This is a genomic window from Paracoccus sp. J39 (assembly GCF_000518925.1).
In the GTDB taxonomy this organism is placed as follows: Bacteria; Pseudomonadota; Alphaproteobacteria; order Rhodobacterales; family Rhodobacteraceae; genus Paracoccus.
This window is the reverse complement of sequence record NZ_JAEN01000006.1, coordinates 189083-210274: the sequence shown is the minus strand read 5'-3', so window position 1 is coordinate 210274 and position 21192 is coordinate 189083. Positions and strand designations below refer to the sequence as shown.

General features: G+C 69.3%; 12 protein-coding genes. 10 read left to right on the top strand and 2 right to left on the bottom strand.

Annotation, left to right across the window (positions count from 1 at the left end):
* Position 1: 1 nt before the first annotated feature.
* Positions 2-1255, bottom strand: a complete 1254-nt coding sequence (locus tag L632_RS0108360; protein ID WP_028713786.1) for a 3-methyl-2-oxobutanoate dehydrogenase (2-methylpropanoyl-transferring) subunit alpha — start codon at positions 1253-1255, stop codon at positions 2-4.
* A 241-nt stretch (positions 1256-1496) separates the two neighbouring features.
* Between L632_RS0108360 and L632_RS0108350 the strand changes: the two genes are divergently transcribed.
* A complete protein-coding gene (locus L632_RS0108350; protein WP_028713787.1) occupies positions 1497-1994 on the top strand; it encodes an Lrp/AsnC family transcriptional regulator in 498 nt (165 codons plus the stop codon).
* Positions 1995-2085: 91 nt separating this feature from the next.
* Here L632_RS0108350 and L632_RS22250 read toward each other — a convergent pair whose 3' ends face one another.
* Positions 2086-10419: a GH36-type glycosyl hydrolase domain-containing protein gene (locus tag L632_RS22250; protein WP_051476399.1), complete on the bottom strand. Its 8334-nt coding sequence runs from the start codon at positions 10417-10419 to the stop codon at positions 2086-2088.
* A 225-nt stretch (positions 10420-10644) separates the two neighbouring features.
* On the opposite strand from L632_RS22250, the gene L632_RS0108340 reads away from it, so the two are divergent.
* From L632_RS0108340 to L632_RS0108295, 9 genes are all read left to right on the top strand, one after another.
* Positions 10645-11991 (top strand): esterase-like activity of phytase family protein, encoded by a 1347-nt coding sequence (locus tag L632_RS0108340; RefSeq protein WP_028716617.1) that lies wholly within the window; start codon positions 10645-10647, stop codon positions 11989-11991.
* A 402-nt stretch (positions 11992-12393) separates the two neighbouring features.
* Entirely contained in the window at positions 12394-13311 is a 918-nt protein-coding gene (locus L632_RS0108330) for a dihydrodipicolinate synthase family protein (protein WP_084648070.1), read from the top strand.
* 1 nt (position 13312) lies between these two features.
* On the top strand, positions 13313-14818 hold the full coding sequence (locus L632_RS0108325; RefSeq protein WP_028716615.1) for an aldehyde dehydrogenase: 1506 nt from the start codon (positions 13313-13315) through the stop codon (positions 14816-14818).
* Between the two features lies 1 nt (position 14819).
* Complete coding sequence (locus tag L632_RS0108320; protein WP_028716614.1) at positions 14820-16166, top strand: FAD-binding oxidoreductase; 1347 nt, start codon at positions 14820-14822, stop codon at positions 16164-16166.
* A 29-nt stretch (positions 16167-16195) separates the two neighbouring features.
* On the top strand, positions 16196-17143 hold the full coding sequence (locus L632_RS0108315) for a LysR substrate-binding domain-containing protein (protein ID WP_036697633.1): 948 nt from the start codon (positions 16196-16198) through the stop codon (positions 17141-17143).
* A gap of 308 nt (positions 17144-17451) precedes the next feature.
* The gene (locus tag L632_RS0108310) at positions 17452-18303 is read left to right on the top strand and encodes a glycine betaine ABC transporter substrate-binding protein (RefSeq protein ID WP_028713793.1); all 852 of its coding nucleotides are present in this window, start codon (positions 17452-17454) and stop codon (positions 18301-18303) included.
* A 70-nt stretch (positions 18304-18373) separates the two neighbouring features.
* The gene (locus L632_RS0108305; RefSeq protein WP_198021804.1) at positions 18374-19447 is read left to right on the top strand and encodes a glycine betaine/L-proline ABC transporter ATP-binding protein; all 1074 of its coding nucleotides are present in this window, start codon (positions 18374-18376) and stop codon (positions 19445-19447) included.
* 11 nt (positions 19448-19458) lie between these two features.
* Positions 19459-20307: a proline/glycine betaine ABC transporter permease gene (locus L632_RS0108300; RefSeq protein WP_028713795.1), complete on the top strand. Its 849-nt coding sequence runs from the start codon at positions 19459-19461 to the stop codon at positions 20305-20307.
* Entirely contained in the window at positions 20304-21164 is an 861-nt protein-coding gene (locus tag L632_RS0108295) for a proline/glycine betaine ABC transporter permease (RefSeq protein WP_028713796.1), read from the top strand. The genes L632_RS0108300 and L632_RS0108295 overlap by 4 nt, the downstream gene beginning before the upstream one ends.
* Positions 21165-21192: the final 28 nt, after the last annotated feature.

Sequence of the window (21192 nt, the reverse complement as noted above, 5' to 3'; positions counted from 1 at the left end):
GTCAGAACCCCGCCTCGTGACGTTGCTTCAGAAGATGCGGCGGCATCTCGGCATAGACATCCTCGAACATGTCGGCGGGGCTCGGGTGCTGGCCGTGATGCAGGGTGCCGATGGCCTCGGCGCGCTTCTGCTGTTCGGTGATCTCGGCCAGGATCTCGGCCTCGGCCTGGGCGTGGCGGTCGTCGCTCCAATGGCCGAGCGCGATCAGGTGGTTCTTGAGCCGCAGGATCGGGTCGCCCAGCGGCCAGGCCGCGCTTTCCTCGGCCGGACGATAGGCCGAGGGGTCGTCCGAGGTCGAATGCCCGCCGGCGCGATAGGTGACATATTCGATCAGCGTCGGGCCGAGGTTGCGCCGGGCGCGTTCCGCCGCCCATTTCGCCACCGCCAGCACCGCGAGATAGTCGTTGCCGTCCACCCGCAGCGAGGGAATGCCGAAGCCGTGCCCGCGTGCTGCGAAAGTGCCTGAACCTCCGCGCGCAATGCCTTGAAAAGTCGAGATCGCCCATTGGTTGTTGACGATGTTCAGCACCACCGGCGCCTTGTAGGTCGAGGCGAAGACCAGCGCGGCGTGGAAGTCGCTCTCTGCCGTCGAGCCGTCGCCGATCCAGCCCGCCGCGATCTTGCGGTCCCCCGAGATGGCCGAGGCCATGGACCAGCCCACCGCCTGGATGAACTGCGTGGCGAGGTTGCCCGAGATGGTGAAGAAGCCGTGCTCGCGCGAGGAATAGCAGACCGGTAGCTGCCGGCCGCGCATCGGGTCCTCGGAATTCGAGAAGATCTGGTTCATCATCGAGCTGAGCGGATAGCCGGCGGCGATCAGCAGCCCGGCCTGCCGGTAGGTCGGGAAGTTCATGTCCCCCGGCGCCAAGGCCCGCTGGAAGGCGCAGGAGATCGCCTCTTCGCCCAGGTGCTGCATGTAGAAGCTGGTCTTCTGCTGGCGCTGCGCGTTCAGCATCCGCGCATCGTAGATGCGCAGCGTCATCATGTGGCGCAGCCCGGTCAGCAGGTCCTCGGGGGTGATGTCCAGCGCCTCGGCCCATGGCCCCACCGCCTGCCCCTCGCGGTTCAGCACCCGGATGATGGTGAAGGCCAGGTCGCGGATCTCCTCGGGATCCACATCGACCGGCGGCCGGCGCACCGTGCCGGCGCGCGGGATCGCGACATGCGAGAAATCCGGCTGCCCGCCGGGCCGCACCTCGGGCTCGGGGACCACAAGGCTCAGCGGCGGATAGTCATTCGGGTCTGGCGTCTCCATCGGCACCTCCTTTGCCTCGGGGAACTGGTCAGGGGCGGGTCCGCCCGCGCGTCGCGCCGCGGATCGCGGCCGCCGGGGCGATCCGCGGCGGGCGGACGGCGGCGGCAGAACTGACGATTTGCAGGCTTTCCATCTCGCTCCTCCCACAGGGATGATGCCACAAATCCTTGCAAAATTTCCTTTCTTTATTTCTGCCTCTAAGCAAGAATGCAAAAGATTCTTTTGGCAATACCGTGATATGATGAGCGAAACTTCTGCCCCGCGCCCGCTGGACGCGACCGACCTCCGGATCCTGCGGGCGCTGAGTCGCGACGGCAGGCTGTCGAACAGCCAGCTGGCCGAAACGGTCGGCCTGTCGCCCAGCCCCTGCTGGCAGCGCACCCGCCGGCTGGAGGCCGAGGGCGTCATCAAGGGCTATGCCGCCATCCTGGACCAGTCGCGCCTCGGCGCCGCCGAGACCGTCATCATCGAGATCACGCTGGAACGGCACGACGACAAGGGGCTGGAGGAATTCGGCCGCGCCATGGCCGCCATCCCCGAGGTGCAGGAGGTCTGGCTGACCACCGGCGCCTACGACTATCTGCTGAAGGTGGCGGTCAGCGGCACCCGGGGATACGAGGAATTCCTGCGCCGCAAGCTTTATCGGGTGCCGGGCATCCGGCATGCCCGCTCGATCTTCACCCTGCGCTGCCTGAAAGAGCGGGGCAGCATCCTGCCCCTGCTGGCCGAGGCGGAGTAAGCCCGCGCCGCGAAGGCGGGCAGCAGGCGGGGCCTTTCCCTGCCGCGGCCTGTGCCGGGACCGTGCCGTCATGCCGCCGCCTCCCGCCCCGTCAGCCGACACGGACCTGCGGCGCGCCGCTCTGGTCGCGCGCGACCTCGACCTCGTGCCGGCGGTCGCCGATCATCACGCTGGCGCGGAAACCCGGCCAGTGCGAGGGCAGGGCGGGCGCGACCTCCAGCCGTTCGCCGTTCCTGATGCGCAGGCCCAGGATATGCTCGACCGCGACGCGGTGCAGCCAGCCGGCCGAGCCGGTATACCAGGTCCAGCCGGCGCGGCCGGTCTTTTCCTCGGCGCCGTAGACGTCGGCGGCGACGACATAGGGCTCGCCGCGATAGACCCGCAGGGTCGCGGCGTCGCTGGCATGGCTGATCGGGTTGAGCAGCCGGAACACCCGCCAGGCGTCGTCGGCGCGGCCCGCCATGCACAGCGCCTGCACCATCCAGATCGCGGCATGGGTGTATTGCCCGCCGTTCTCGCGCACGCCGGGCGGGTAGCCCTTGATATAGCCGGGGTCCTGCGGCGCATCGGCAAAGGGCGGGGTGAACAGCCGCAGCAGCATCCCGTCCTCGTCCAGCAGGTGTTCCAGCGCCGCGTCCAGCGCCGGGTTGCGGCGGTCCTTGCGGCCGGCGCCCGAAATCACCGACCAGCTTTGCGCGATGGAATCGATGCGGCATTCCTGCGACGAGGCCGAGCCCAGCGGCGTGCCGTCGTCATAGAGGCCGCGCAGATACCAGCTGCCGTCCCAGCCGTGCCGGTCCAGCGCGCGGGACAGCTTGGCGGCATGGCCGCGCCAGCGTTTCGCGCGCTCCTCCTCGCCCCGCGCCTCGGCCAGGGGCGCCATCATGGCGATGGTCTGGGCCAGGAACCAGCCCATCCAGACGGACTGGCCGCGCCCGGCCGCGCCCACCCGGTTCATGCCGTCGTTCCAGTCGCCGCCCAGGAACAGCGGCAGGCCCTGTTCGCCGGTGCGGGCGATGGCCAGCTCCAGCGCCAGGGCGGCATGTTCGTAAAGCGGCGCGGTGCGGTCGCTGATCTCGGGCGTGTAGAAGGCGTCGTGCTCGCCCGGTCCCAGCGCGCGGCCCAGGATGAAGGGCAGGGGCTCGTCCAGGATCGCGCGGTCGCCGGTGACCTCGACATAGCGCGCCAGCGCATGGCCCAGCCAGACCACGTCGTCGGCGATCATGGTGCGCACCCCCGCGCCGGTGCCGGGCAGCCACCAGTGCTGCACGTCGCCTTCGGGGAACTGGCGCGAGCCGGCCTCCAGCAGCTGGGCGCGGGCCAGCGCCGGGTCATAGACCAGCATGGCCGAGGTGTCCTGCAACTGGTCGCGGAAGCCATAGGCGCCCGAGGCCTGGTAGAAGGCCGAGCGCGCCCGGATCCGGCAGGCGATGGCCTGATAGGGCAGCCAGCGGTTCACCATCAGGTCGAAGGCCGGGTCGGGGGTCTGGACCTGCAGGCGGCCGAAGATGTGCTGCCAGTGGTCGGTCTGCGCGGTGGCGGCCTGCCGGGCGGTGTCGGCCCGCGCCGGCAGCGGCTCGGCGGCGGCGCCGGACGCGGCGGCCAGCCGGAAGGTGACGGTGCGGCTTTCGCCCGGCTCGATCTCGATGCGGGTTTCCAGCATCATCACCGGGTCGCCGTCATGGCGGCGCACGAAGCGGTGGCTGAGGGTGGAATCGAACCAGGCCGGCAGGCAGGCGTCGCGGTTGCGGCCCTGCCAGATCAGGCGCGACAGGCAAAGCCCCGTCACCTCGCTGTCCACCGACAGGATCATGCGCTGGCCGGCATAATCGATGGAATAGGGGTTCTCGCATTCCACGGCGCGCGCCTCGGGCAGGTAGCGCAGCTGCAGATAGGGCGCGGTCTTGGCGCGCGAGCCGCCCATCACCGGCTCAAGGAACTGCGCCACGTCCAGCGTCATCCGGCGCGTGCCGCAATTGACCAGCCGCAGCCCGATCACCCGCAGGGCCGCGTCGGGCGTCAGGCTATGCAGCGCGGTGATCTCCAGTTCGCCCGACCAGGCGGCGAATTCGGAAAAGCCGGCGCCGTGCCGGCATTGGTAAAGCGCCTCGCGCTGGCTTGACAGCGCCGCATAGGGGGTATGGATCGCGCCGGTGCCGACGTCGCGGATCAGGATGCCTTCGCCCGGCGGGTTGCTGACCGCGTCGTTCGACCAGGGCGTCAGCTGGTGGTCGCGCGAATTGGCCGACCAGGAAAAGCCCGCGCCCTCGGCCGAGATGTGGAAGCCGAAATCGCTGCGGGCGACGACGTTGATCCAGGGATTGGGCGTAGTCTCGCCATGGCGCAGGCGGACAAGGTAATTGCCCTGCGCGTCGAAGCCGCCGGTGCCGTTCCAGAAATGCAGCTCCTCGGCGGGGAAGTCGGGGCGCAGCGCCGGGCGCTGCAGCGGCCGCGACGGCGGGCGGGTGATGCCGCGCCGCAGCTCGGCCGGCTCGAGCCGCTGGATCTGCTCGGCCAGGTTGCCGTTCTGGGCATGGATCACCACGCGGGCGACGGCCAGCAGCGTGTCGCGCGTCTCGGGCGACAGCCCGTTGGCATCGACGGCAAAGACCGAGGGGCGCGAATGCAGCAGCTGCATGCTGTGGCACAGGTTGTTCAGCGCCTCGTGCAGATGCGCGGCATAGCTCACGCGCTGTTCGTTCAGGATCACCAGATCGCAGTCCAGGCCGCGCATGCGCAGGTATTCCTGCATGCGGATCGCCTGCCGCGCCACCGGCATCAGGTCGGGGTCGTTGATGCGCAGCACCATGATCGGATTGTCGCCCGAGACCGACATCGGCCACAGCGCCGATTGCGAGCCCATCTCGTGGCGCACCTGCGAGCTGAGCGCCTGGTTGGGATAGACCAGCAGCGCGGCATAGCGGCGGAACAGCGCCGCTTCCTCGGGGGTGATGTCGGCGTGATGCAGCTGCACCTGGCTGCGGGTCCAGGCCATCTGGTGTTCGTTTTCATAGGCGGATTCGTCGATCAGCCGGGGATGCGCCTCCTCCAGCGCCTCGCGGCTGGTGGCGGCGACGGTCCAGAAGGTCACCACCGCCTCCTTGCCCGGATCGATGGTCAGCCGCCGGGTCAGCGAGAGGATCGGGTCCAGCGTATAGGTTTCGCCCGCCGCCGCCTGGGCCAGCAGGTCGGGATTGTCCAGCGCCTGGGGGGCGCGGATGCTGCGGCCGCGTCCGACGAACAGCCGCCGGTCGGTGGCCGTGGCATCGGCCACGCCCGCCCCCGCGCTCATGTGCATCAGGTGGCGGTCGGGGTCCTGTGGGTTGTGCTTGTTGCGGCGGGCGAAGATGCGGCCGCGCTCGGGCTGGGCCTCGGTGGCGACGAACATGCGCGAGAAAGCGGTATGGGCGCGGTCGGCCTCGTTCAGGTCCAGCACGATCTCGCCGTAGCTGGTCAGCTCGATCTGCCGCGGCCGGTCCGAGGTGTTGCGCAGCTTGACCCGCGCGCCGCGGGCGTCCAGGTCGTCGGACAGGATCACCTCGGTCTCGCAATGGATGCCCTCGCCGCTGGCGGCGAAATTCGCCTTGTAGTCGAACAGCCGGGCGGAATAGGCGATGCCGGGATCGAAGCCCGGCGCCGCCGTCGCCGACCACCAGCGCCCCGAGCCGACGTCGCGGATGAACAGGAATTCTCCCCAGACGTCCGCCGCCGGGTCGGGCCGCCAGCGGGTGATGGCCGCGCCCTCCATGCGCAGCCGTCCGGCGCCGCTGGCGTCGAGCAGCATCGACAGCCGCCCGTTCGACATGATCGCGACGGTATGGGGCGCCGATGCGGCATCCGCCACTTCGACGATCTCGGTCTGGCCCAGCTCCGAAGGGCCGGGCAGCCGGCGGCGCAGCGTCTCGCGCAGCAGCGGCGAGACCTCGCGCGGGGTCTTTTGCTGCAAGAGCGTCGAGACGCTTTCGATCACCGGATCGGCGTTGAAGCGGACGCGGTGCAGCCCGTCCATCAGGCAATTGGCGATGGCGATCAGGCTCATGCCCTGGTGATGCGCCATCACGCTGCGCACCACCGCGCATTTGCGGCCCTGCAGCAGGCGCGAGGGGGTGAAGTCCACCGCATCGAAAAAGCCGTATTCGCCGCGCGCGCCAAGGGTCGCCAGCCGGCGCAGGTTGCGCAGCGCGCTGCGCGGGCGGAAGGTGGCGGCGATGAAGCTGGCATAGGGCGCCACCACCTGATCGTCGCGCAGCCAGCGCCGCAGCGCCAGTTCCGGCACGCCGAAGGCGTAATACTGATAGTTCATCTGGGCGTCGCGGGCGTTGTAGGCGCTTTCCGACACGCCCCAGGGCCGGCCGGCGCGCCAGCCGTCGCGGATCTGCGCTTCGACCGCCACGTCGCAGGAGCTGTAGAGGATCGAGCCGGGCGGCTCGTCCATGATCAGCGGCGCCATCAGGTATTCGAACATCGAACCCGACCAGCTGACCAGCGTCGAGCCGTAGGCCATGGCCGTCATCGGCCGGCCGAGCCGGTTCCAGTGCTCGGTCGGCAGGTCGCCCTTGGCGATGGCGAAAAGCGAGGCGAGCCGCGCCTCGGACGCCAGCAGGTCGTAGAAGGACTGGTCCAGCGTGCCCTCGGCGCAATTGTAGCCGATGGCGAGCAGCTGGCGCTCGGGGTCGTAGAGGAAGCCGAAATCCATCTGGAAGGCGAAGGCGCGGGCGCGTTCGGCCAGCGCCGCCATGCGCCGGGCCGCCACGGCGACCTCTTCGGGGTCGATCCGGCCCAGGCTCTCCATCTCGTCGCAGGTGCGGACCAGCCGGCTGGCCCACCAGTCCAGCTCGCGCGTGGCATCGGTCGGAACCTCGGTGACCAGGCCTTGGATCAGCACCTGCAGATTGGCGGCGGCGCGGGCATGGCCCTGCACATGCAGGGGCGCCAGATGCGGCGCGTCGCCGGTGGCCATGCTGCGCCACAAGCCGGCGATGCGCTCCTCGATGCGGTTGCGCAGCGGGTTCAGGCTGCGCCGCTCGCGCGGGATCGCCGCGTGCAGCCGGCGCATCAGCGACAGGATGTCGACCGCGCCCGAAAGCTCGGGCAGCAGATACAGCGCCGGGTTGCGCGCCCATTCCTTCAGCGTCGAGGACAGGGTGATGAGATGCCCGGCCAGATTGCCGCTGTCCACCGCCGAGATGTAGCGCGTGCCCAGCGGCTCCAGCGTGTCGGTGGCATACCAGTTGTAGAGATGGCCGTGATGGCGCTCCAGCCGCTCGATGGTGGAAAGCGTGGCCTCGATCCGGTCCAGCGCCTCGCCCAGGGTGATCCAGCGGAACTCGTGCGCGCTGACGGTCGAGAGCAGGTAGAGCCCGATATTGGTGGGCGAGGTGCGCTCGGCCAGTTTCGGCTGCGGATCGTCCTGGTGGTTGTCGGGCGGCAGGTGATGGGTGTGCTCGTCCACGAAGGTCTCGAAGAAGCGCCAGATCAGCCGCGCCTCGGCCCGCCATTCCAGCCGCTCCTCGCCGGTCAGGGGGCGGGCGCCCTCGCGCTCGATCGGGCGGGCGCTGACCCAGGCGATCAGCGGCGCGCCCAGCCACAGCACGCCGATGGCCAGCGCCGGGGCCAGGTTGTCGGGGCGCAGCGCCGCCACCAGCGCGATGAAGCCCAGGCCAAGCGCCAGCCCGCCGCGCATCAGCGCCAGATAGCCGGTCGGCGTTTCGTGGCGGCGGCTGGCGACGGCGTCGGTGGTGGTCCATTCCAGCAGGTGCCGGCGCGACAGATAGACCCGGCACAGGCTGCGCACGGTGGCGTCGACCATGCTCCAGGCCATCTGCGGCAGCAGCGTCAGCCGCATCATGAAGGCCATGAGCTGGTCGATCAGCTCGTTGCCGATGACCAGCATGTGGCGCAGCGGCGCCACCCCGGACTGGCGCGGCATCAAGCCCATCAGCCAGCCCAGCAGCTGCGACAGGCACATGGACAGGCCCAGCACGCCCAGCCACAGCACCGCATCGGCATGGGGCAGGCCGACCAGCGCCACCAGCCCGGCCAGCAGCAACAGCACCGGCAGCAGGCTGCGGCGCAGGTTGTCCACGATGCGGAACCGCGCCAGCGCGTCCAGCCCGTTGCGCGGGTCCAGCAGATAGGGCAGCAATTGCCAGTCGCCGCGCGCCCAGCGGTGCTGGCGCGACAGGTCCACGTCGAAGCGCTTGGGATATTCCTCGATGAAGTTCACGTCGGTCGCCAGCGCCGCGCGCAGCCAGGCGCCCTCGATCAGGTCGTGGCTCAGCACCGTGTTCTCGCGGATGCCGTCCTGGGCGGCGGCGATGAAGGCATCGACGTCATAGATGCCCTTGCCGGTATAGGTGCCCTGGTCGAACAGGTCCTGATACAGGTCCGAGACGGTGAAGACATAGGGGTCGAGCCCCTTGTCCTGCGACAGGATGCGCTGGAAGGGCGAGGTCTGGCTGCCGTGCTTCAGCAGCGAGGTCACGCGCGGCTGGATCAGCCCGTGGCCGCGGGCGATGCGCCGCAGCGCCGGGTCGTAGACCGGGCGGTTGACCGGATGCGCCATCATCCCGACCAGCATCCGCACGGTGTCGCGCGGCATGCGCGTGTCGGCGTCCAGCGTCACCACATAGCGGATGCCCTCGGGCGGGCGCGGGCCGGTATCGACGAAGCTGGTGTCGGCGCTGCCGCGCAGCAGCGCGTTCAGCTCGACCAGCTTGCCGCGCTTGCGCTCCCATCCCATCCAGACGCCCTCGGCCTCGTTCCACTGCCGGCGGCGGTGCAGCAGGTAGAAGCGGCGGCCGGTATGGGCGTATTTCTCGGACAAGGCGGCGATGCCGCGGCGGGCATAGGCCAGCAGTTCGGCGTCGCGCGGCGCGGTTTCCTCGGGCGCGTCGGTGAAATCGGTCAGCAGCGCGAAGCTGAGCGCCGGGTCGGGATTCGCGAGGTAATGCACCTCGAGATTGCTCAGCAGGTCGTCGATGGTGTCGAAGCCGCTCAGCAGACAGGGGATCGCCACCAGCGTCGCATGGTCCGGCGGGATGCCGTCCTTGAACCCGTAGGCCGGCAGCTGCGCCGGCGGGATCACCCGGCTGGCGACGAAGCGCAGAAGCGCCAGCGAGGCGTCCAGGAAGGCCGGCAGCGACAGCACGATCAGCGTCGCGGCCAGGAAGCCGCCGGTCTGGGCCGAGACATAGGCCAGCGCCAGGCCGAAGGCCGCCGTCACCAGCACGGCCAGCGGCAGGATCAGGCTGAGGATGCCGTGGCGGCGCGCCAGCCGCGCCAGCCGCTCGCGCCAGACCGGGCGATAGCCGCAATCGGCCTCGAAATGCGGCGCGTCGTCGCCCAGCAGCACGACCGAGACCGGGATGCCGCGCCGTGCCGCGGCGGCAAGCGCACGCTCGGCGACCTCGGGCTCGGCCAGGGCGGAATGGCGGGCGATCATCTCGATGCGGTTGCGGATGGCGTTGCGGGTCTGGGGGGCGAGCCGCTGGTGGTCGGGATCCTCGCGCAGGATCGCCTCGGTGCGGCTGGTGGCCTCGAACCATTCGCGCCAGTTGATCTCGTCCAGGCGCTTCAGCGCGCGGATGATATGGGCGGCGGTGACGTTGTTCTCGGTCTGGCGGGTCTGCTCGCTGGCCATCACCTGCTCGGCCGTGGTGCCGCGCGCCTCAAGGCGGCGGGCCAGCTGCTCGGTAATGGCATGGGTGCGGTCCAGCCCGGTATGGATGCGATAGATCGCCTGCGCGACGAAGGCCGGGTTCCGCAGCGCCGGCCCCGGCACCACCAGGTCGAAATCGGCGGGGCCCGGCTCGTCCTGCGCCATCAGCCGGTCCATGGCGGCATTGGCCTCGCGCCGGCCGCGGCGGGCGTGCTCGGTCTCCTCGCTCAGCCGCAGCATGCGCAGCAGAAGCGCATAGCGCAGCATCGAGGGCAGCGACCACAGCTCGCCGATGGTCAGCCAGTCCACCTGCTGCGCGCCGGCGATGAAATCGGCGAAGCTGCGCTCGCGCAGGTCGCCGTCGGTCATGGCGACATAGTCCCAGGCCAACGCCAGCACGCGCGGGATCGGTTCGGCCACCGGCTGGAAACGGCCCCGCGGCAGCGAGCGCAGGAAGGCCGGGCTGAGGTCGCGGGTCAGGTGGCGATAGGTCTCGGCGATGGTGTGGTAATTGTCCAGCAGCCAGCGGGTGGCGGTGGTGATATGCTCGCTTTCGGCATCGGCCTTCAGCGCGGCCTGGTAAAGCGCGCGCTGGTCGCGGGCCGCCTGCGCCAGCTCGAACCGCGCGGCGCGGGGATCGAAGCTTGCGGCCTGCAGCCGGCCCTGCCGCAGCACCGCGCGCCCGGCGGCCTCGAAGACCGAGGCGGCGGTCCTGCCCGCCCGGCCCCCGTCCTGCGCCCCGGCTCCGCCCCCGTCTGGCTGCATGGTTCCGACTCCGTCCCGTTCCATCCCCCGGGGGAAAGGATCGCGGCCGCGGCCGGGTTCCCAAAAAACCCGCGGGCGGGGCCATATCGCGCCCCTGCCGGCAAGCCGCCGGACGGGGCAGGGAAGTGCGGGGCAGGGCGGTATCACCGTTCTGACACCGACCCGCTGCATTCCCGTCATCTGCCCGGCCTAAAGCGGCGGGATCAACCATGACGGAGAATTCCCATGCGCCTTGGCCCTGCCCTGCTTGCCTGCACCATTGCCGCCGCTCCCGCCCTTGCAGAAGAGGTCTTCCCGGCCCGGCTGGCCGGCCATGCGGTCCTGCCCGCCTTCAGCATGATCCCGCCCCCGGCGGATGCGCCGCGCGACCTCTGGCTGTCGGGCCGCTTCACCGGGGCGGCGCGCAACGACACGCCCATGTCGGTCGAGGGCGATACCGGGCCGACCTATGGCAACCACAAGACGGGCATCGCGCTGCCCTTCTTGGGCCAGCCGGTGCAGGGCATGTCGGGCTTCGCGATGAACCGGGCCGAGGACGGCAGCTGGTTCGCCCTGACCGACAACGGATTCGGCTCCAAGGCCAACAGCCCCGACGCCATGCTGTTCTTTCACCGCATGCAGCCGGATTTCGCCGCCGGCACGGTCGAGCGGCGGGAGACCGTGTTCCTGCGCGATCCCGACCGCAAGGTGCCGTTCCGCATCGCCAACGAGACGACCGAGAGCCGCTATCTGACCGGCGCCGATTTCGACCCGGAAAGCATCCAGTATCTGGACGGCGAGTTCTGGATCGGCGACGAGTTCGGCCCCTATCTCCTGCGGGTGGCGCCGGACGGGCGGGTGCTGTCGGTGCATCCGACCCTGCTGGAGGGCGAGGCGCTGGCCGGCCCCGACACGCCCGGCATCGCCGTGCCGGCGCAGCCCGGCAAGGATTTCCGCGTCCAGCGGTCGGGCGGCTACGAGGGGATGGCGCTGCAGCCGGGCACCGGCCTGCTTTGGGCGATGCTGGAAAAGCCGCTTCTGGGCGATGACGGCCAGCCCGAGGGCGATTTCCTGCGGGTGATGACCTTTGACACCGGCAAGGCCGACTGGACCGGCGACAGCTATCGCTTCAGGCTGTCCGAGGGCGCCACGGCCATCGGCGATTTCAACTTCATCGACGAGACCCGCGCCCTGATCGTCGAGCGCGACAATGGCGAGGGCGACGCGGCCCGCGCCTGCCCCGAGGATGCCGCCGACCTCTCGGCCTGCTATCCGCTGCCCGCGCGGGTCAAGCGGGTGGTGCTGGTCGATACGGCCAGCCGGGACGCCGAGGGCTATCTGCGCCGCATCGGCCATGTCGACCTGCTGGACATCGCCGATCCCGACGGCAAGGCACTGCCGGGCCTGAAGCCGGCCGAGGGGAATTTCAGCTTCCCCTTCTTCACCATCGAGGACGTGGCGCGGGTCGACGCAGAGCACATCATCCTGGCCAACGACAACAACCTGCCCTTCTCGGGCGGGCGGCAGATCGGCGAGGCGGCGGATAACGAATTCATCCTGCTGTCGGTGCCGGAGCTTCTGGCGGCGCAATAAGCCCCTCCCTGCGGCGGCCCGCGCCGGCGCCGGGGGCCCGGGCCGCACCCCGGCGCGGATGCGCCTCCTGCCGGCTTAAACAAGATCAAGCCGGGAAACCTTGCCGCTCGGCGGCTGTTCGGGGGCGACAGGGTCCAGCGGATCGCGCGCCAGCCGATGCCGGCCGGGCGATCCGGGCCGGCATCAGGAGGAAGCGTCGCCATGCATTCGATCATCTATCTCGTCGGCCTCGTGGTGGTGGTGCTGTTCATCCTGTCGCTGCTGGGGATCAGGTAGCGCGGCGCCGCCCCGCGGCTGACGTAGTTTTTCTAATGCCCGGGGCCTGAACATTCTCCTTTGCGGCGCCGCCGGTGGCTGCCTTACCAACTGGGCAGAGATATTCCCGCGCAGAGGAGGCCGCGAATGACACCCCGCATGGTTCTGGAAGGCATCTACACGCCCGTCATCACCCCGTTCCAGGCCGATGGCGCGATCGACTACGACGCGCTTGCCGATCTGGTCGAGCGGCTGGTGGCGGCGGGCGTCCATGGCCTGATCTCGGGCGGCTCGACCGGCGAGAACTATGCCGAGACGGTCGAGGAACGGCTGGCGCTGGCCCGCTTCATCATCGAGCGCACCGATGGCCGGCTGCCGGTCATCGTCGGCACCGGCGCCATGCGCACCCCCGACAGCGTCGCGCTGGCGGCGGGCGCGCGCGAGATGGGCGCCGATGCGATCCTGCTGGGCACCCCGCCCTATTCGGTACCGACCGAGGCCGAGAACGCCGCCAACGCGCTGGAGATCGACCGCGCCGCCGACCTGCCGGTGATCCTTTACAACTATCCCGGCCGCATGGGCGTCAGCATGGGGCGCGAGTTCCTGGACATCGTCAGCCAGTCGAAGAACGTCATCGGCATCAAGGAAAGCTCGGGCGACGTGAACCGCATCCACACGCTGGCCTGCGACTATCCGCAGATCCAGATGTCTTGCGGCATGGACGACCAGGCGCTGGAATTCTTTGCCTGGGGCGCGCGCAGCTGGATCTGCGCCGGCTCGAACTTCCTGCCCGAGGAGCATGTCGCGCTTTACGAAGCCTGCGCCGTGCGCGGCGACTTCGCCAAGGGCCGCAAGATCATGTCGGCGATGATGCCGCTGATGGCGGTGCTGGAGCAGGGCGGCAAGTTCATCCAATGCGTCAAGCACGGGGTCGAGGTCTCGGGCCTGCACGCCGGCCCGATGCGCCCGCCGCTGCAGGGCCTGAACGCCGAGGAGAAGGACGAGCTGGAAGCCGTCATCGCCACGCTGAAAACCGCCGTCCAGGCCATTGTCGAGGGGAAATGAGATGAGCGACCTGCTGACCACCGGGGAATACAAGTCCATCGCTGCCGGCCTGACCTTCCCGAAGCTGGCCTTCATCGACGGGGAATTCCGTCCGGCGATTTCGGGCAAGACCTTCACCACCACCAACCCCGCAACGGGTGAGGCGCTGGCCGAGATCGCCGCCTGCGACACGCAGGACGTGGACGTCGCCGTCGCAGCCGCCCGCGCCGCCTTCGAGGACGGGCGCTGGTCGCGACTGCATCCCGGCGAGCGCAAGGAGACGCTTTTGCGCCTCGCCGCGCTGATGGAGGAGAATGCCCGCGAACTCGCCGTGCTGGAAAGCTTAGATGCCGGCAAGACCATCTTCGACTGCGAAACCGTGGACGTGCCGGAGACGATCCATGTCATCAAGTGGCATGCCGAACTGATCGACAAGATCTACGACCAGGTCTCGCCCGCATCCGACAACCACATCGCCATGGTGGTGCGCGAGCCGGTGGGCGTGGTCGGTCTGGTGCTGCCCTGGAACTTCCCGCTCTTGATGCTGGCCTGGAAGATCGGCCCGGCGCTGGCCGCCGGCTGCTCGGTGGTGATGAAGCCCGCGGGCGAGACCACGCTGACCGCGCTGCGCGTCGCCGAACTGGCGGCCGAGGCCGGGCTGCCGGCGGGGGTGCTGAACATCGTCACCGGCTCGGGCCGCGAGGTGGGCGAGCCGCTGGGCCGGCACCCGGACGTGGACATGGTCAGCTTCACCGGCTCGACCGCCACCGGGCGGCGCTTCCTGAACTATTCCGCCGACAGCAACCTCAAGGAGGTGGTGCTGGAACTGGGCGGCAAGAACCCCTGCGTGGTGCTGGACGATGCCGAGGACCTGGACGCGGTGGCGGGCCATGTCGTCAACGGCGCGTTCTGGAACATGGGGCAGAACTGCTCGGCCGGCTCGCGGCTGATCGTGCAGCGCGGCATCAAGGACCGGCTGCTGGAGAAGGTCCGGGCCGAGGCGGCCGGCTGGCTGGTCGGCGATCCGCTGGACCCGGCGAACCGCGTCGGCCCGCTTGTCTCGAAGGCGCATTTCGACAAGGTCAGCAGCTATCTGGATGCGGCGAAATCGGAAAACGTGCTGGTCGGCGGCAATGTCGTCAGCCCCGGCTTCATCGAGCCGACCATTGTCGAGACCGCGCGCGATTCCAAACTGGCGGTCGAGGAGATCTTCGGCCCGATCCTGACGGTGGTGGTCGTGGACAGTTTCGAGGAAGCCATCGCGGTGGCCAACGACACCGAATACGGGCTCGCCGCCTCGATCTTCTCGGCCAACGGCAAGCGGGCCTTGCGCGGCGCGCGGATGCTGCGGGCCGGCACGGTGACGGTGAACAGCTTCGGCGAGGGCGACGTGACCACCCCCTTCGGCGGCTACAAGCAATCGGGCTTCGGCGGGCGCGACAACAGCGTCCACGCCCATGACCAGTATACCCAGCTCAAGACCATCTGGCTGGACCTGACCGACAACGCTGATACGGCGCTCGACTGACATGGCCCGGCATCAGGCCGTCCGCACCCCGGTCTTCAACGGCCCGGCCGGGTGGAGCGTCATCCTGCCCCCGGTCGCGCCCCGCGCGCGGCTGGAAGGCAGCACGGGCTGCGACGTCGCCATCGTCGGCGGCGGCTTCGCCGGGCTCTCGGCCGCCCGGCGCCTGCACCAGATCGACCCCGGCCTGGATGTCCTGATCCTGGACGCCGCGCGGATTTCCGAAGGCGGCACCGGGCGCAATTCCGGCTTCATGATCGACCTGCCGCATGAGCTGACCTCGTCGGATTATGCCGGCTCGGGCGACAGCCACGACCGGCAGCTGACGCGGCTGAACCGCCATGCCATCGATTTCGCGGCGCAGGCGGTGGCGGAATACGCCATCCCCGAGGGCTGGTTCCAGCGCAGCGGCAAGATCAACGCCGCCGCCTCGGCCGCCGGGCTGGCCGCGAACGAAAGCTATGCCAGGCACCTGCGCGACCTGGGCGAGGCGCATGAGATGCTGGACGCCCGCGCCATGCGCGAAATCACCGGCACCGGCTATTACAAGGGCGGGCTCTATACCCCCGGCACGGCGATGATCCAGCCGGCGGGCTATGTGCAGGGCCTTGCCGCCGGGCTGGAGCGCGGCGGCGTGCGCATCCATGAAAACGCGCCGGTGCTGACCATCGAGACCGCGCCGCAGGGCTGGCGGCTGGCGACGGCGCAGGGCGAGGTCCGGGCGCAACGGGTCATCATGGCCAATAACGGCCATCTGGAAAGCTTCGGCTTCAAGCGCGGCCGGCTGATGCACATCATGCTGAACGCCTGCATGACCGAGGAGCTGTCGCCCGAGGCGATCCGCGCGCTTGGCGGCCAGGAATGCTGGGGCGCCACCCCCTCGGACCCGATGGGCACCACGGTGCGCCGGATCGGCCCGGCGCAGGGCGGCAACCGCATCGTCATCCGCCAGGGCGGATATTACCGGCCGCAGATGCGCACCAGCGCCGCCGACCTCGACCGGCTGGTCCGGCAGATGCGGCGGAAATTCGACGCGCGCTTCCCGATGCTGAAGGGGCTGCGCTTCGAATATTGCTGGTCGGGGCATCTGTGCCTGTCGAAGAACGGCGTTTCGGTCATGCGCGAGCTGGAGCCGGGCCTGTTCGCGGCCTGCGTGGACAACGGGCTGGGCACCACCCGCAGCACCCTGACCGGCATCGGCGCGGCCGAGATGCTGTGCGGGCGGTCGAGCATGATCACCGAGTTCTTCACCGCCGAGGCCGAGCCGGGCCGCCTGCCGCCGCATCCTTTCGACACCATCGGCGCCAATGCCTATATGCGCTGGAAAGAGTGGCAATCGCGGCTAGAATGATGCCCTGTCCAAGGGGAAGCATCGCCGCCATGCCGCCGATCAAGCGCCGTTACCTGCCCTCGCTGGGGGCCTTTGCCACTTTCGAGGTCGCGGCCAAGCATCTGAGCTTCACCCTGGCGGCGAAGGAACTGAACGTGACCCAGGGCGCGGTCAGCCAGCAGATCCGCCTGCTGGAGCGCGCGCTGGAGGTGCCGCTGTTCATCCGCAAGCACAACGCGCTGGAACTGACCCCCGAAGGCGCGGGCCTGTTCCATGCCGTGACGGCGGGGCTGGACACGATCAGCGCCGCGGTCGCGGTTCTGGCGGGGGACGAGGGGCCGCAGACCGTGACCGTCTCGGCCACCGACGGCATGTCGCTGTTCTGGCTGCAGCCGCTGATCGACAGCTTCCGCAGCCAGCATCCGGATATCGGCTTCGTGGTGCTGGCCTCGGATGCCGACGACACGCTGCGCAACTATTCCGAGGTGGACATCGCCATCCTCTGCGGCAACGAACGCTGCGAGGTCGGCGAGGAGCTGCATTTCCTGTTCCAGGAGATCGCGCAGCCGGTCTGCTCGCCCGGTTTCCTGGCCGAGCACGGCCCCTTCGACACTGCCGACGCATTCAACCGGGTGAACCTTCTGCACCTGCACGACCGGCATTGGAGCGCGGACGCCATCGGCTGGCAGCCGCTGGGCTGGGCGGAATGGTTCCGCGCGCAGGGCGCCGAATGGGCCAAGGCGCCGTCGAGCCTGTCCACGAACAAGGTCAGCCTGCTGATGAACGCCGCGCTGCGGGGCGAGGGGGTGATGCTGGGCTGGCACCATATGGTCCGCGCGCCGATCGCCGAGGGGCGGATGGTCTTCGCCCATCCCGCGCCGATCACCGCCGGGCGCGGCAATTTCCTGAACTGCAAGAAGAAATCCCTGAAGCGTCCCGGTGTCGCGGCCTTTGTCGAGCATCTGCTGGCGGCGACGCGGGCGCAGGCGCAGGGCTGACGGCGGCGATCTTCGGCGATGGCAGCCCGGCCGCAGCCCGGCTGATGCGTTCCGGCGCCTGCCGGAGATTTTCTAATGCCCCACTGCAGGAAAATCTCGTTTGCCTGCGCAGCGGCCCTGGGGGATAAATCCCCCCATTCCGGGCGTGGAGGACGCCCAGGAGGAAACGGCCGACGATCCCCGGCAAACGCCGCCCGGCCCCGTAACGGAGAGATCCGGGCAAGTCCCGCCGCGACAGGCTGCGCGGCGAATGACGGCCCCTGTCCGATGGCAGGGCCGGCGAACCAACCCGATCAGTGGAGGAATAGATGCGCAGAATTTTCAAAGCCGTCCTTGCCGGTGCCGTGGCGCTGGGGCTTGCCTCGCCGGTGCTGGCGCAGGACAAGGTGATCAAGATGGGCACCATGGCCTGGGAGGACCTGGCCCCGATCTCGGGCATCACCAAGAAGGTGCTGGAGGACAAGGGCTTCACCGTCGAGCTGACCGAATTCTCGGAATGGGGCATCGCCTATGCGGCGCTGGCCAAGGGCGACGTGCAGATCCTGGCCTCGCAGGTCGATTACGTCGCCCACGACTACTGGAAGCGCAACCTGAACCGGCTGGAAAAGCTGTCGCCGGTCTCGCACGGGCTGTATCAGGGCATCGCGGTGCCGAAATACGTGCCCATCGACTCGGTCGAGGAGCTGAACGAGAATGCCGACAAGTTCGGCGGCAAGATCATCGGCATCGAGCCGGGCGCCGGCCTGATGCGCGAGACGGCCGATGCGGTTTCGGCCTATGACCTGAAGCTGCAGCTGGTCGAGGGCTCGACCGCCGGCATGACCGCGGCGCTGAAATCCGCCGTGGACCGCCAGGACTGGATCGCCGTCACCCTGTGGGAGCCGACCTGGATGGCGCTGAAGTTCGACACCAAGTTCCTGGCCGATCCGAAGGGCATCTTCGCGCCGCCGCAAACCTATTACTGGATCGCGCAGAAGGGCTTCGCCGAAGCCAATCCCGAGGCGCGCGAGGTCATCGCCAGCGTCTATGTGCCGATCGAGGAAGTCGCCCAGATCAACGCCGCCGTGAACGACGGCCAGAGCATGGACGAGGCGATCGCCGGCTGGATCAGCGAGCATGGCGACCGGCTGAGCCGCTGGGAAACCATCAAGTCCTACTGAGCCCACCGCACGGGCGGCCCGGCCGCGGGCCGTCCGCATGGCACGAGAGAAGGCGCACAGGGAAATGGAAATGACGCAAGCAGACACCAGCGACGTTCTGATCGACTGCCGGTCGGTGTGGAAGGTCTTCGGGGACCGCAATGCTGAGGCGATCCGCGTGATCACCGAACGCGGCCTGACCAAGACAGAGATCCTGCAGGAATACAACTGCGTGGTGGGCGTTTCGGACGCAACGCTGCAGGTGCGGCGCGGCGAGATCTTCTGCATCATGGGCCTGTCCGGCTCGGGCAAGTCGACGCTGATCCGGCTGCTTAATCGGCTGATCGAGCCGAGCCTGGGCAAGGTCCTGGTCAAGGGCCAGGACATCGCCACGCTGGACGCCGCCGCCCTGCGCCAGATGCGGGCCCGCCATATCGGCATGGTCTTCCAGTCGGTCGCCCTGCTGCCGCAGCGCACCGTGCTGGAGAATGCCGCCTTCGGGCTGGAGGTGCAGGGCGTGCCCCGCGACGAACGCAACCGCGCCGCCGAAGCCGCGCTGGCCAAGGTCGGCCTGTCGGACTGGACCGCGCGCTATCCGTCGGAACTGTCGGGCGGCATGCAGCAGCGCGTCGGCCTGGCCCGCGCGCTGACCTCGGACCCCGAGATCATCCTGATGGACGAGCCGTTTTCCGCGCTCGACCCGCTGATCCGCCGGCAATTGCAGGACGAGTTCCGCCAGCTGACCAAGGATCTGGGCAAGTCCGCCGTCTTCATCACCCACGACCTCGACGAGGCGATCCGCATCGGCGACCGCATCGCCATCATGAAGGACGGCGTCATCATCCAGACCGGCACAGCCGAGGAGATCGTGATGAATCCCGCCGACCAGTATGTCGCGGATTTCGTCGCCGGCATCTCGCGGCTGCACCTGATCAAGGCGCATTCGGTGATGATCCCGGCCGAACAATGGCAGGGCAGTGTCGACGGCCTGCCGCGCTGCTCGCCCGAGGCCGATATCGACGCGCTGATCGGCCAGATCACCGAGACCGGCAGCGATGCCATCGCCGTCGAGGACGCCGGCAAGCTGGTCGGCATCGTCACCATCCGCAACCTACTGCTGGGCGTGCGCGGCGATGCCGACGCCGCCCCCGCCGCGGCGGCCTGAGGGGCGGGCCGATGGAGATCTCCGCCCTCATCGCCCGTTTCGACGAGATGGTCGACAACGCGCTGTTCTGGCTTGGCGATCACGCCGCCTTCCTCTTCGACTTCTTCCGCGTGGTGCTCGAGGGGCTTTACGACGGCGCGCTGTGGCTGCTGGAACTGCCGCCCTTCTACGTCGTGGCGCTGGCTGCGGGGCTCCTCGGCTGGCGCGTCGTCGGCCGGGGCTTCGGTCTGGGCATCGCCGTGGCGCTGCTGGCCTGCGCCGCCATGGGGCTGTGGCCCGAGACGATGAGCACGCTGGCGCTGGTCATCGCCGCCAGCATCATCGCGCTGGCGGTCAGCCTGCCCTTGGGGGTGCTGGCCGGGCTTATGCCGCGGCTCGACCGGGCGCTGACCCCGGTGCTGGACCTGATCCAGACCCTGCCGCCCTATATCTACCTGCTGCCCTCCATCGCGCTTCTGGGCTACGGGCCGGCGACGGCGCTGGTCGCGACGGTGATCGTGGCGATGCCGCCGGCGATCCGCCTGACCAGCCTCGGCATCCGCCAGACGCCGCACGAATTCATCGAGCTGGGCCGTGCCACCGGCGTGACGCCGGCGCAGATGTTCTTCAAGATCCGGCTGCCCTTCGCCGTGCCCTCGATCATGGCCGGCATCAACCAGAGCCTGATGATGGCCTTCGGCATGGTGGTGATCGCCGGCATCGTCGGCTCGGGCGGGCTGGGCGAAACGATCTACGGCGCCATCCGCACGCTGGACATCGCCACCTCGATCGACGCCTCGATCGCCATCGTCATCCTGACCATGATGCTGGACCGCCTGACCCAGGGCGCCGCCCGGCCCCGCAAAGGAGCACGGAAGTGACCCTGCCGACCGCATTTTCCCCCGGCGCCTTCCTCGCGCCCGCCATCGACTGGCTGAACGCCAATTTCCACCCGTTCTTCGCCCTGGTTACCCGCGTGATCGAAGCGGTGCTGGGCGCCTTCGAGGGCGCGCTGCTGGCCTTGCCGCCCTGGGCGCTGATCGCGGTGGTCGCGGTGGCGGCCTTCCTGGCCATCAACCTGCGCGCCGCGATCCTGGCCGGCTGCTGCCTGGGCTTTTGCTGGCTGACCGGGCTGTGGACCGGCTCGATGCAGACCATCGCGCTGGTGGCGGTCGCGGTGGCGATCTCGGTCGCCATCGCCTTTCCGCTGGGCATCCTGGCCGCGCGCCGCCCCGCCATCGAGGCGGCGCTGCGCCCGGTGCTGGACATCATGCAGACCGTGCCGCCCTGGGTCTACCTGATCCCGGCGGTGATGATCTTCAGCCTTGGCCGGGTGCCGGCGATCATCGCCACCATCGTCTACGGCATCCCGCCGATGCTGCGCCTGACGACGCTGGCCTTTCGCGGCGTGCCCAAGGACCTGAAGGAACTGGGCGAGGCCATCGGCGCGAAGCCCGGCACCATCCTGTGGAAGATCGAGTTCCCGGCCGCGACGCCCACGCTGCTGGTCGGGCTGAACCAGTGCATCCTGCTGTCGCTGGCCATGGTGGTGCTGGCGGGCCTGGTCGGCGCCGGCGGCCTGGGCGCCGAGGTGACGCGCGGCCTGACGCGGATGGAGATGGGCCTCGGCCTGCGCGCCGGCCTCGCCATCGTCGCGGTGGCGCTGCTCATGGACCGGCTGTCAAGGGGCGCGCTGCAGCAGGGCCGGCGCTGGCGCCGCCCCGGCGCCGCCGGCTGAACGCGCGCGTTCCGCGGCCCGCCGATCC